Origin of the sequence: Sorangium sp. So ce296, from assembly GCF_051529605.1 — a bacterium.
Lineage (GTDB): Bacteria > Myxococcota_A > Polyangia > Polyangiales > Polyangiaceae > Sorangium > Sorangium cellulosum_D.
The window spans coordinates 8,336,132-8,348,094 of record NZ_CP150325.1 but is presented as its reverse complement, the minus strand read 5'-3'; the positions used below and the strand labels follow the sequence as shown (position 1 = coordinate 8,348,094).

The window sequence follows — 11,963 nt, the reverse complement described above, 5'->3', positions numbered from 1 at the left end:
GCTATGGAAGCGGACGGGAATCTTGTTGGGCTGAGTGCACTGGAACTCGTGCTGCGGCTTCCGTCGCTACAGCCGCTGATCCGGCAGCTCTCTTTCGTGATATTCACTCCTTACGCAGGTGTCGAGAACCGGGCTCGTATCGAATCGAAGGTTCCGCTGGAGAGTCGCTCTGTCGCGGAGTTCCTGGAGTTGCGACCTCCTATTGTACTGCTTGACGAACTCCTGCGCCACGATGCACGACCCAAGCGCGAGCTTGTTCACGTTAAAACGCGGGATTTGTCCGTGGCTCAGCTGAACGCCATGGTTCGTCGCCTCCCCGAGGGCGCAGCGCTCGGGTTGTGCTCAGTCTCCCAGTTGCGCAATAAGGCGCGTACCATGCATATTCCCATGATGGACTTCCGAGTTCCTCCGAGCGAGGCAGGTCTCACAATTCTTCGCGAGGCTCTATACCGCATGGGCTTCCGTCGCGGCGCTCTCCTGGATTCGGGGCGGTCTTATCATTTTTATGGTTTTGATTTGATGAATCGAGATCAATGGTGGGAATTCATGGCGCGGAGTCTGCTTGTGGCGCCGCTTGTTGATGTTCGTTACATTGCGCATCGCCTACTCGAGGGAACGGGTATTCTTCGACTCACGAGTACCCCGTTGAAGCCTAGGACTCCAGTTGTTGTGGGCTGCCTCTGAGCTCTGCCCAACGGCCATGTTCGATCAGTCTGCTCGATCACGTACCGCTGCGTATGTGTGGCCGATCGCGCCGGCCGCCACCGGCTCGCGAGCGCGCGCTTCTTCTCGCCTCCAGACGGAAGGAGACGTTCCGCGTCAGCTGCTGCTTCGCTCACCGGGGTTGACGATGCTGGGGCGCGGGGCGGCATCGGCCCAGCGCCGGGCGAACGCGGGCAGGCACGAGAGAGTTAGCGAGGTGCTCACCCCCGGCACGAAGATCGAGAGCGGCATCGTTCAGGAAGCGTCGGCGTCGCCGGCGGCCCGAGCCGCGAGCGACGTTCTCTCCCAGGCTTCGGGCAGCAGCTCGTCCAACCTTTCGCGGGGCTAGCCCGCAGCTTGCTGATCACGTCCATCGCCCAGGCGAGCGGGTTGACTCCGTGCATCCGGCCAGCCAAATATCGTGTACCCGACAGCGAGTGCGGGGCTAGTATCGCGGACGCGATCTGTGACCGCGTTGTCCACCACCCTCACCGGCAGCAGATCGATCCGAAAGGAGAAGACGGTGGCTTCCGAGGTGACTGAGAAGAAGATCTGACGTATGCGTCCGGATCCGACCGCGGTCGTCGCTACGCTCCGGTCCACGTCACACCGGGTCGGCCCTTCGCGTCGCCCTGGAACCAGTTGTCACGGCCGTAGGGCTACGCCCCCGCGGTCGCGCATCGCGCGTCGTCGGTAGGCCGCGCAGCGACACCGTCCCCCCGGCGAGCCGGATGTGGGAGTTCCGCATGTCCGGACCCGTAGCAGGCCGGGGAGGGAAACCTCCCCGCCCACCCGCAAGCAGCTTGACAGGCAGAAAAATTTGTGCATCCACCGGCTCCGACTGTAAGGGCGAGGCGTGAACGCGCGCCCCGCTTCGTCCCGGAGCCTCCGCCTGCGCTGGCATGGGCAGACGCTCGTCGATGCAGCGACGACACCGCGCGCAGCTCACGCCGAACGGGCGGGCAGTGAAACCCACGCGAACGCGCCGACCGGTTGTAGTACCATCGCGGCGTGAGCTCGCGACGTACGCCCCAACAATACACCCAAATTCCGCTGAGGCTGTTGCTTCGGCGCCGCGCGCGGCAGAGAGCGTCGGTCGGGATGCTCGGACATAAGTGGCCTCGCTGGATTGGCAGGACTCCTCGATGATCGACGCGGATAGCCCTATCAACCGGGTGAGCGTTCCCGCCATTGACAGCATTCTCGGGCAGCGCCTCGCCGTTCTGGACGAAGGATTCGTCCGGGTTGTCGATTACATGGGTGGAGATGAGGCCATCGTACAGGCAGCGCGAGTTTCCTACGGTCAAGGCACGAAAAAGATACACGAGGATCGCGGGCTGATCCGTTACCTTCTGCGGCATCGTCACACGACCCCCTTCGAGATGTGTGAGATCAAGCTCCACGTCCGGGTGCCCATGGATTGCTGGCGCCAATGGGTCCGCCATCGCACCGCCAACATTAACGAGTACTCGACGCGCTACTCCATCGCAATCGATGCCGCACAGCGGACCGCCCCCGACGGCTGGCGGCGGCAGTCGGGCACCAATCGGCAGGGGAGTGCCGAGGTCCTCGCCGAGGCGGTTGGGGCTACGTTAAGCGCGGCGGAACACGACCTGCAGCAGCGCGCGCGTCGGACCTACGAGGAGCGCCTCGAAGCCGGCGTCGCGCGCGAACAGGCGCGCAAGGACCTTCCACTCTCAACCTACACGGAGGCATATTGGAAGATCGACTTACATAACCTCCTTCACTTCCTGGCCCTGCGCATGGACGCACACGCACAGGTGGAGATCCGCGCGTACGCGGAGGTGATCGGCGACCAAATCGTCAAGCGCTGGTGCCCACTCGCGTGGGAAGCGTTCATTGATTATCGCCTCTCCGCGCTGACGCTCACGCGGAGCGAGATTGCGATTGTGGAGGCGCTCACGGTTTCGCCGGCGCGTGCCCACGAGGTCGCAATTGCAGAGGGATTTCTCAGCGATCATCCTAGCGGTGCCCGTCGGAGTCGCGAGCTCAACGAACTCGAGCAGAAGCTCGACCGCCTGGGGCTGCTCGCCGCCTGGACGCACGTGAGGGGTGCGTAGTCATGGTCGCGAGGATTGACGGGCACGCCGCGGGGGCGGGCGCTGCAGCGTCCCCGGCGAGCATCCGAGCAAGCGGCCCCGCGCAGCCCGAGCAAGTCCCCTGGTCGCCCGCGTGTACCACGGCCACGGATTGCACGCTTCACCAACTCGCACCCTACATTGGGCGGATCAAAACCACGATCGCGAATTACCTCATCAGCGAGTTCACGAGCCCCGGGCACCGTGTCCTCGATCCATTCTGTGGTTCGGGCGTGATCCCGCTAGAGGCGTCGCTGCTCGGGCGGCAAGTCATCGCCAATGACATCAACCCCTATGGGGTCCTGCTGACGCGCGCGAAGCTCTACGCCCCGAAGTCTGAAGCGGAGGCGCTCGAGCGCCTCCGCGCCCACTGGATGGCCGCGGAGCGGCGGCTCTGTGGCCAGGATCTGCGCACCGTCCCGCGATGGGTTCGCGCGTTCTTCCACCCGGAGACACTGCGCCATGCTCTTGCGCTCCGCGACGAGTTGGTGGCTCGTTCCGAGTGGTTTCTCATCGCGTGCCTGTTGGGCATCCTGCACCATCAACGCCCTGGATTTCTGTCGTTCCCCAGCAGTCACCTCGTTCCCTACCTTCGAGACAAGCTCTTCGCTTCAGACAAATTTCCCGAGCTCTATGAGGAGCGCGATGTCCTCAGCCGGATGGAAGCCAAGGTCCGGCGAACGTACCGGCGCCCACCCGCGTGCCAGATGCCCTCCGCCGTCTTTCAGGGAGATAGCCGTCGTTTGCGCCTGTCCGGTACCGTGGACGCTGTCATCACCAGCCCGCCGTACATGAACGAACTCGACTATGTTCGCGATAACCGTCTCCGCCTCTGGTTCCTGGAGCGGAAGCTTCCGCGGCAGCGCGACATTCCGAAGCGTGATCGAGAAGTGCAATTCCGTGCGCTAATGCGGACGACTTTCGCGCGTATCGCGCCTCACGTGTCGAATCGCGGCGTCATAGTCTTGGTCGTGGGAGAGGCCAGTCGTGGCGAGCGGGTAATCGACAGCTCATCGATCATCACGAGCCTCTTCAGCAGAGTCGACGCACTCGCGATGTTCCGGCTTGAACGAGTCATCCACGACGTCATCCCGGACATCCGTCGCTCGCGGCGCGACCTCCGTGGCACCAAGCGTGAGACGGTTCTTGTGTTCCGCAACTCGGTGTCCGATCAGGTCGCACGGCCCGGCATGCCCACGCGTCAGGCTCTTCGCGAGAGCGAGTCATGAGAAAAAACCTTCCCTCACCAGCGCAGTTTCTCGGGCAGCCAGTACCGGGCCACGCCGAGTACGTCGTCGCCGATAGACTAGGATCTGGCTGCAACGCGCACGTCTTCGTCGCGCGCTCTGCCACGCTCGCTCGGGAGATCGCCTGCAAGGTGGTCCCCGTCACGAACCTGATCGGTGCCGATCTCGATCCGCCTACGTGGCAACAGGAAATCCACAAGGCCAATCGGGTGCCGTCAAACCGAGTCGTCAAGTTCTACGGTTGGGGTACGTGGCCGTGCGCGGAGGGGGACTGCGTCTTCCTGCTGTCCGATCTGGTTCGTGGCCAAACGCTGCGCGAATACCAGAAGAAAGGGTCGGTCACCCTTCTCTTTGTGCTTGACTTCTTCAAAGACATGCTGGACTTCCTGCGCGAGTTGCAGGAACTCGATCTCCAGCATGGCGACTTCCACGCTGGCAACGTGCTCATCGAGGATCGCTCAGCATCGTTCGTGGCACCGCCCTATGGGTTCCGTGTGACCGACTTCGGGGTCGCCCCGATGACCTCCGGCGCGACCCTTCTAGACGATTTCGACCAACTCGGCCTCATGCTGCGCGACCTGCTCGCTCGCGTCGACTATCAGACGTGCTCGCCTGAGGACCGATACATGTTCGACATCCTGAACGACGATTTTCTAGCTAAAGGACTCTTCGAGCGAGACGCGGCACACGACGAGCGAGCCCGCAATCCGCGGCTCCTCTTCGAGTCACTGCGCGCCGCGCAACGGACATTCGCCGTCCGCACCGCTGGAGTCGCTCGACGCGCGCTCAGTACGCCCTTCGACTATCTGAGTTGCGAGCAGATTGGCGAATCCCACGCTCTCCTCAAAGAGCTGTATTCCGACAAGATGCTTGGCCTCCGTGCCATCGAGGACACCAACAATCTCGTGCTCACGGGACCTCGCGGCTGCGGCAAGACGACTGTCTTTCGAAGCCTGAGTCTGAAGCACCGGTTCTACACGGAAGACGATGCGCCGAGCTCCGTTTCATACATCGGCATCTACTATCGATGCGACGACCTTTACTTTAATTTCCCTCAGTACACGCTGCCTGCGCGAGCTGGCGCGCTCGATGTCCCGCTGCACTTCGTAACCGCGACACTGGTGGTCGAGTTGCTGGAGTCACTCGGCCTCTGGCTCTCGCGATACTTCCCCCAGGCCTGGCAGCGCGACGAGGCTAACGTGGCGCGCGAACTCTGGACGGTCCTCGGACTCAAGAAGCCGCAGCAGCCGAGCGCGGACACGTTCGCCGCGCTCCAGCGCGCACTCGGCCAAGAGCGCGAGCGAGCGGCCAAGAAACAGCGGTTCGTGGACGATCCGTCCCATACGTTTGGACAGTACTTCGGTCCCGGTGTCTTACCGGCGGTGTGTTCGACGCTCTCCCAACACATACTGTCGCTCGAGGGACGGCCGATCTTCTTCTTCTTTGACGACTACTCCAAGCCGAAGATCAGCGCGGATCTACAGCGCAATTTGAACCGCCTCCTTATGCAGCGTAGTGCCGCCTGCTTCTTCAAGCTCGCGACCGAGAGCCCGGCGTCGTATGAAAGCAGCGACGCTGATTCAAAATCCTACGTAGAGGGGCGTGAATTTCGACTCGCGAATCTCGGTATCGACTTTATCAACGCCGAGAGCGACGACAAGCTTCGGTTCGTGGATGACGTCTTCAGTCGGCGTTTCCGGTACACTAAGGACTATCCCATCTCGTCGCTCGAGGCTCTCGTGGGCGACGAACCGAATGCGGTGTCTCACAATGAGACGGCGAGGGCGATTCGAGAAGGTAGATATCCGAAGATCTGGGGCCGCCGTGCGCTGGGGGAACTGTGTAGCGGTGATGTCCACTTTCTTATCGAACTCGTAGGAAAAATGGTTACCTCGGCGGGCGGTCCGTATGCGTTCCGCGGCGGGACATCGCCGGCGGTCGTGGCGGAGGTCCAGAACAAAGTGATTCGTGCCGAGGCCGGCAATTTCCTGCGGAACCTTCGCGCGCTGCCGACTGGACAGGCGCTGGTCGAAGTCGTCGAGGCGTTCGGCAATGTGGCATCTTCCCACCTCCGGTTTAAGGACTCGAAGAACGAAACGTCGAGCCCGCCGCACCAGGCGTCGCGCATCGAGCCCTATGAGGATCCGCACCTCACCGGCAAGGCCAAGGAGGTCTACGACGATCTCCTGCGGTACTCGGTGTTCATTGAGGATGTCCGCGGAAGGAGTCGTCGCGGCAACGTGGTGCCGCGCCTCTACTTGAGGCGGTTCCTGATTCCGTTCTTCAACCTCACGTTCAGCCGCCGCGATTCCCTTGAACTCAGTGTCGATGATTTCAAGGATCTCCTACTCGACCCTAAAGCGTTCGAGGCTAAAAAGCGGCTCAAGAGTACGACGCCGAAGGAGCTGGAGACAGATGACGCCAGCGCTGCCGGAGCGCGGGCGCAGCTCTCGCTTATCGACCTCGCCCGGCCACCCAAGGCGTAGCTGATGCGAGTCCGACGCGCCGATGAGTGGCTCCGACAGTTGGCTCAACCGGAGCTTCAGATCGCAGTCGCGCCCCATCTCGGCGTGGGTGACACGCTGCTGATGTGCGCTGGCTTCGAGGAGCGCGCGCTCGAGGCGCTGCGCCGAGCCGTCCACACAGGATGCCGCGGCTTTCGGGTACTGTGCATCGAGTACCTGCCGACGATCCCTGAGAACCAGGGAGCCGAGGTCGCTAGCCTGTGCGCTGCGGCGCAGGCGACGCTCGAATTGCTGCGATTCGACCGCGAGCGTCCGTCCGGGGCCGCAGAGCGCATCCTTGCGCGCGTGCCGCCCACAGACTGCCTGCATATCGATCTGTCAGGTATGTCACGGCTCTTGATCGTCCAGCTCGTGGCGGCGATCGTGCGGGCCGCGCGTTCCGGGCTCACGCACGTCCTGTACTGCACCGCATGCGATTACCCACCGACGCGCGAACAAGTCGAGGCGAGGCTAGCGGAGCCCGCCGACCTCGTCGGCGTCACAATGTTCGTCTCTGCAGGTGTATTCGGGCTTACGATCGTTCCCGAACTCTCCAGCGTCGCGATGCAAGGCCAGCCGATGCGCGTCATCGCGTTTCCCTCTTGGAACGCGACGCAGCTCGCGGCCATCTGCTCCGAAATGCAGGCGTCCTACTTCACGATCGTTCACGGAACGCCACCCGCCCCGGAGAATGCTTGGCGGCGCGACGCGATCCGTGAACTGAATCGCATCGACTCTCTGCCGTCGCGAGAGGAGTTCCACGTGAGCACGCTAGACTACCGCGAAACCCTTGAGTTGCTGCTCCGCGTGTACGCCGAGCACGGGCAGCGCGAAAAATTGGTTGTATCGCCGACGGGGAGCAAGATGCAGTCTCTGGCCGTCGGGCTGGCTTGCGGCTTCCTACGAGATCTGCAGGTCGCATATCCCACGCCCCGTTTGTTTGCGACCCCGGTTGACTACACCCGCGGAGTGGGGCAGCTGTATCGGCTGCCGCTCGAACGGTTCGTCGCCCCCGCGGAGCTGGTTTGGTGAAAACCGCCGGCGGGCGCGTTGCGGACGCGAGCTCGTACGACGTGGGATCGGCGACGTCGAGGGCGCTATGCCCGGCGCGGTCTCGCGCACCGAAAAGCGCTTCGCCCGGCAGCGCAGGCCCCTTCGGCGGCATGGCCCCGCGCTGCGCGCGGTGCCTGCACACGAGCGTGGGCGACGGCGGAGGGGCGCTTATTGCCCATCAGGCTGACTGATGGCGCTTCGCTCACGTCCGCTGATGGCGGCGGCGCTACAGACGAGGTCTAGCCGAGCTGGCTGCAATCGAGGAGCGTCCAGGATCGACCGACTGCCGGAAGCGAACGGCAGGCTCCACTACCGGCGCGAGTTCGCTCGCCGTTGCGATGCTGGCGGCAGCGCGAGCAGCCGGCCGAGCGCCTCGTGAACGACGCGGGCTGCTATGTCATCCCCGAGCGCGACGGCACGGGTCAGGGTGCCGGCGAGCGACGCGAGCACGTTGGCCCGAGGCGACGCGTTGGGCGTAGCGAACGCGCCAAGCCCCGGGTTCGCCGGCTGGTCCCGGGTTGGGCCCATGCCCTCCAAACGGGAGCAATCCGTCGTCAGGTCCCCGCGAAACGCCGGGGAATCCACCGGTTCGCACCCGTTCGCTACCGCAAATTCGTCCTTGGGCGACGCGCTACTATTCTTCCCCTGCCCCGGCCAGCGCGGCCTCCCGGTGGGTGTGGCCGCGCCCCAGGGTGAAGGGCATCGCTCGCCCGCGCCCTGCGGGCGGCCCAACCGCCCTCCCCCGATGCACAAGGACCTCCTCGATCTCCTCCTCGCCCTCGACCGCGTGCCGCAGGATCCGCGCTGGCACCCCGAGGGCGACGCGCTCTTCCACTCCCTGCAGGTCTTCGACCTGGCCCGCCGCGAGACCGCGGATCGCTCGCTCTGGGCCGCGGCCCTGCTCCACGACGTCGGCAAGGCGTTCGCCGCCGCCGATCACGCCGAGGACGGGGCCGACGCGCTCGCGGAGCTCGTCTGCCCGCGGGTGGTCTGGCTCGTGCGGCACCACCTGCACCTCTTGCGCGCGCCCGGCCCGACGAAGCGGCGCCTCCGGCGCACGAGGGCCCTGGCCGACCTCGCGCGGCTCCGGCGGTGGGACCTCGGCGGCCGCTCGCCGGCCGCGACCGTGCTGAGCCCCGAGGCCGCCGTGGAGCTCCTGCTCGACGGCGCGGACCTCTCCCTGCTCTCGATCGGCGGCGAGCCCGCCCCCGCCCATGATCTGCGAAAGGAGCTCGCGTGAGCGCAAGGCGCGCCGGGAGGTCCTCTGCGGCGACGTGGATCGCTGGGGCGACGATCGCCGGCTCTGGGGTGACGAGGCCGGGTCGCCGGGGCGAGACCGGCTCTGCGCCGCGGTGCGGGATGCGGTCGAGACCGCGCTGACGGAGAAGCAGCGCGAGGTCGTCGAAGCCTATTTCTTCGACGGGCTGTCGCAGGGCGAGATCGCGCGCCGCCTCGGGGTGGCGCAGCAGGTCGTGCAGAAGCGCCTGTTCGGGGCGCCGCGGGGCGGCCGGCTGGTCGGCGGCGCGATGCTCCGGCTGCGGCAGGCCCTCGGGCCGGCGCTCGCCGCGGCGCCGGCAGGGCGCGGCGCGGCGGCAGGGCGCGGCGCGGCGGCAGCGCCAGCAGCGCGCGCGGCGCGGGTGAGCCGATGAGCGCCGAGCGATCCGGCGGGCTGCGGGCCCGCATCGCCGCCGAGGCCGCGCGCCTCATGTACGAGGAAGGCGTGGACCAGTACTTCACCGCCAAGCGCATGGCCGCGAAGCGGATCCTCGGCCAGGTCGAGGGGCGGCGGGCGCGGTACCGGCCCGCGGACCTGCCCTCGAACGGGGAGATCCGCGAGGCGCTGCTCCTCTTCGCCGAGCGCGCCGAGGGGAGCCAGCGCACGCGCCGGCTGTTCGCGCTGCGCATCGTGGCGCTGGAGGCCATGCGCGCGCTCGCGCCGTTCTCGCCCCGGCTGATCGGCTCGGTCTCCACCGGCCATATCCGCCGCGGCAGCGACATCGATCTGCACGTCTTCCCCGCCGACGAAGAGGCGCTGGAGCGGCACGCGCGGGCGCTCGGCTGGACCTTCGAGCGCGAGCGCGTGACGATCCAGAAGGGCGGAGAGCTCCGGGAGTACGTGCACTATCACGTGGCGGACGTGGCGCCCCTCGAGCTCACGGTGTACGCCCCGCGCGAGCTGAGGGCGCGGCCCCGCAGCAGCACCGACGGGAAGCCGATCGTGCGCCTGGGCATCGCCGCGCTCTCGGCGCTCTGCGCCCGGGACCACCCAACGGCGTGGGAGCGCTACCTCGCGACCGGCGAGGTGGAGGGGATGGACGCGCTGCTCGAGGCGGACGAGGACGAGCCGCTCCCGGGGCCGTTCGATGGGTTGCTCGGCGACACGGGCGGCGGCACCGGAACCGACGACGCGCCGGTCTGGGCCGAGCCCGGCGAGGAGGACGACCCCGAGCAGGCGTACGATCCGCTGCCCGGCTTCGAGTAGTGGTCAAATTTGAACATGAAGGCGGGAAGGCGGGAAGAAAACCTTAAGGATCTTCCCGCCTTCCCGCCTTCATGTGGACTCTCTCTGGGCAAAGTTGACCACTACCCGGCCGGGCTTCGTGGGCCGGCGCGGGCGCACGCGCGGCCCGGCAGGTGTAATGAGCTCGCGGCCGGTGCGTCGTCCCCCGGCGAGACCCCAAGGAGGAGACGCCATGCAGACGAACGTTCGATATGTCCACGCCCTCGGCCCCGCCGCCCTGACGCGCTTCTACGACCCGGCGATCCGGCTGCTCTTCCGTGAAGACGCCTTCCGGAGCCAGCTCGTCGCGAATCTGGAGCTGGCCCCCGGCCAGCGGGTGCTCGACGTGGGCTGTGGCACCGGCACGCTCGCGGTGCTCGCGCAGCAGCGCTGCCCCGGGGTGGAGGTGCACGCGGTCGACGGCGACGCCGAGGTCCTCGCCCTCGCCCGCGCCAAGGCCGCGCGCGCCGGCGCGGGCGTGCGCTTCGAGCGGGCCATGGCGTGGGCGCTGCCGTATCCGGACGGGACCTTCGATCGCGTGGTGTCGAGCCTCATGTTCCACCACCTCGCCGCCGACGACAAACGGAGGACGGCGGAGGAGATCCTCCGCGTGCTCCGCCCGGGCGGCGCGCTGCTCCTCGCCGACTTCGGGTCGCCGCGCAACGCGCCGGGCCGGGCGGCCGTGCGGGCGCTCCGCTGGTTCGGCCGCATCGCGCACCGCCACGACGACGCCCTCGCGCGCCGCTTCGACGACAACCTGGCAGACCGGCTCCCCGCGGTGCTCACCGGCGCCGGGTTCTGCGACGTGGCCGAGATCGACCGGATCGGCACCGCGATCATGCCGATCGCGACGGTCAGGGGCCACAAGCGCGCCGACGCCCCGCAGGCCTGAGCGGCGCACGGGCGCGCGAGACGAGCGAGACGAGCGAGACGAGCGCCGCCGCGGCCGCGCGAGGCGGCGCGGGGCGCGCGTTGCTCCGCCTCTCCGCCGCGGGTACAGTCGGCGGGGCATGCTCGTCACGACGGTGCTGGCGCGCGAGGCCATCTCGGTGCTCGACTACCGGTGCAGCGCCGGCCCCGCCGACGCGCCGTTCATCGAGCAACACCGCGGCTTCTCGCTCTCCTACGTGCGCAAGGGCAGCTTCGGTTACCGCGTCCGGGGGGCGTCGTTCGAGCTCGTCGCCGGGTCGCTCCTCATCGGCCACCCCGGCGACGAGTACATGTGCACGCACGAGCACGTCCGCGGCGACGAGTGCCTGTCCATCCACCTCGCGCCGCCGCTGCTCGACGCGCTCGGCGCCCCCACCGAGGCCTTCCGGACCGGCGGCGTGCCGCCCCTGCCCGAGCTGATGGTGCTCGGCGAGCTCGCCCAGGCGGCCGCCGACGGCAGGAGCGACATCGGCGTCGACGAGGCGGGAATGCTCTTCGCCGCCCGCTTCGTCGAGGTCGCCTCCGGGCGGGAGCAGCGGCCGCCCGAGGCCCTCGCGCGCGACCGCCGCCGCGCCGTGGAGGCGGCGATCTGGCTCGACGAGCACGCGCACGAGCCGGTCGATCTCGAGGGCGCCGCGCGCGAGGTCGGGCTCAGCCCGTTCCACTTCCTGCGGCTGTTCGCGCGGGTGGTCGGCGTGACCCCGCACCAGTACCTGGTCCGCGCCCGCCTGCGCCGCGCGGCGCGCCTCCTGGCCGACAGCGCCCGGTCGATCACCGACATCGCGCTCGACGTCGGGTTCGGCGACCTCTCCAACTTCGTCCGCACCTTCCACCGCGCCGCCGGCGTCTCCCCCCGCGGCTTCCGCCGGGCGGCGCGCGGGGATCGCAAGATCTTCCAAGACCGGCTCGCCGGGCGCTCCTAGGATGG

General features: G+C 67.1%; 10 protein-coding genes and 1 pseudogene. 10 read left to right on the top strand and 1 reads right to left on the bottom strand.

Annotated features, from left to right (window positions below; all coding sequences use genetic code 11):
• Nucleotides 1–3 precede the first annotated feature (3 nt).
• Complete coding sequence (locus WME98_RS30800) at nucleotides 4–684, top strand: primase 1D-like protein (RefSeq protein ID WP_437945288.1); 681 nt, start codon at nucleotides 4–6, stop codon at nucleotides 682–684.
• A gap of 273 nt (nucleotides 685–957) precedes the next feature.
• Here the strand turns inward: WME98_RS30800 and WME98_RS30795 are convergent.
• Nucleotides 958–1,140 (bottom strand): annotated as a pseudogene (locus tag WME98_RS30795) (transposase domain-containing protein); the annotation flags it as partial.
• Between the two features lie 707 nt (nucleotides 1,141–1,847).
• On the opposite strand from WME98_RS30795, the gene thyX reads away from it, so the two are divergent.
• The 9 genes from thyX (at nucleotide 1,848) to WME98_RS30750 (ending at nucleotide 11,958) form a co-directional block, all read left to right on the top strand.
• Nucleotides 1,848–2,783, top strand: coding sequence for an FAD-dependent thymidylate synthase (gene thyX / locus WME98_RS30790; protein ID WP_437945287.1), 936 nt, complete (start codon nucleotides 1,848–1,850; stop codon nucleotides 2,781–2,783).
• A 2-nt stretch (nucleotides 2,784–2,785) separates the two neighbouring features.
• Entirely contained in the window at nucleotides 2,786–4,030 is a 1,245-nt protein-coding gene (locus tag WME98_RS30785; protein WP_437945286.1) for a DNA methyltransferase, read from the top strand.
• Entirely contained in the window at nucleotides 4,027–6,534 is a 2,508-nt protein-coding gene (locus WME98_RS30780) for an ORC-CDC6 family AAA ATPase (protein WP_437945285.1), read from the top strand. Before WME98_RS30785 ends, WME98_RS30780 begins: the two co-directional genes overlap by 4 nt.
• Before the next feature lie 3 nt (nucleotides 6,535–6,537).
• Nucleotides 6,538–7,584 carry a hypothetical protein gene (locus WME98_RS30775; protein WP_437945284.1) on the top strand — a complete coding sequence of 349 codons (1,047 nt, stop codon included), beginning with the start codon at nucleotides 6,538–6,540 and terminating at the stop codon, nucleotides 7,582–7,584.
• Between the two features lie 766 nt (nucleotides 7,585–8,350).
• A complete protein-coding gene (locus WME98_RS30770) occupies nucleotides 8,351–8,845 on the top strand; it encodes an HD domain-containing protein (RefSeq protein ID WP_437945283.1) in 495 nt (164 codons plus the stop codon).
• Complete coding sequence (locus WME98_RS30765; protein ID WP_437945282.1) at nucleotides 8,820–9,254, top strand: sigma factor-like helix-turn-helix DNA-binding protein; 435 nt, start codon at nucleotides 8,820–8,822, stop codon at nucleotides 9,252–9,254. Before WME98_RS30770 ends, WME98_RS30765 begins: the two co-directional genes overlap by 26 nt.
• Complete coding sequence (locus WME98_RS30760; RefSeq protein WP_437945281.1) at nucleotides 9,251–10,087, top strand: nucleotide-binding enzyme; 837 nt, start codon at nucleotides 9,251–9,253, stop codon at nucleotides 10,085–10,087. Before WME98_RS30765 ends, WME98_RS30760 begins: the two co-directional genes overlap by 4 nt.
• Nucleotides 10,088–10,298: 211 nt before the next feature.
• Nucleotides 10,299–10,997, top strand: a complete 699-nt coding sequence (locus WME98_RS30755) for a class I SAM-dependent methyltransferase (protein ID WP_437945280.1) — start codon at nucleotides 10,299–10,301, stop codon at nucleotides 10,995–10,997.
• A gap of 118 nt (nucleotides 10,998–11,115) precedes the next feature.
• Nucleotides 11,116–11,958: a helix-turn-helix domain-containing protein gene (locus WME98_RS30750; RefSeq protein WP_437336377.1), complete on the top strand. Its 843-nt coding sequence runs from the start codon at nucleotides 11,116–11,118 to the stop codon at nucleotides 11,956–11,958.
• The last annotated feature ends 5 nt before the right edge of the window (nucleotides 11,959–11,963 follow it).

Excerpts from the sequence above, each read along its gene's own strand:
- WME98_RS30780 (WP_437945285.1), top strand. The coding sequence starts at position 4,027 with ATGAGAAAAAACCTTCCCTCACCAGCGCAGTTTCTCGGGCAGCCAGTA.
- WME98_RS30775 (WP_437945284.1), top strand. The coding sequence starts at position 6,538 with ATGCGAGTCCGACGCGCCGATGAGTGGCTCCGACAGTTGGCTCAACCG.
- WME98_RS30785 (WP_437945286.1), top strand. The coding sequence starts at position 2,786 with ATGGTCGCGAGGATTGACGGGCACGCCGCGGGGGCGGGCGCTGCAGCG.
- WME98_RS30770 (WP_437945283.1), top strand. The coding sequence starts at position 8,351 with ATGCACAAGGACCTCCTCGATCTCCTCCTCGCCCTCGACCGCGTGCCG.
- WME98_RS30755 (WP_437945280.1), top strand. The coding sequence starts at position 10,299 with ATGCAGACGAACGTTCGATATGTCCACGCCCTCGGCCCCGCCGCCCTG.
- thyX (WP_437945287.1), top strand. The coding sequence starts at position 1,848 with ATGATCGACGCGGATAGCCCTATCAACCGGGTGAGCGTTCCCGCCATT.
- WME98_RS30760 (WP_437945281.1), top strand. The coding sequence starts at position 9,251 with ATGAGCGCCGAGCGATCCGGCGGGCTGCGGGCCCGCATCGCCGCCGAG.
- WME98_RS30750 (WP_437336377.1), top strand. The coding sequence starts at position 11,116 with ATGCTCGTCACGACGGTGCTGGCGCGCGAGGCCATCTCGGTGCTCGAC.
- WME98_RS30800 (WP_437945288.1), top strand. The coding sequence starts at position 4 with ATGGAAGCGGACGGGAATCTTGTTGGGCTGAGTGCACTGGAACTCGTG.
- WME98_RS30765 (WP_437945282.1), top strand. The coding sequence starts at position 8,820 with ATGATCTGCGAAAGGAGCTCGCGTGAGCGCAAGGCGCGCCGGGAGGTC.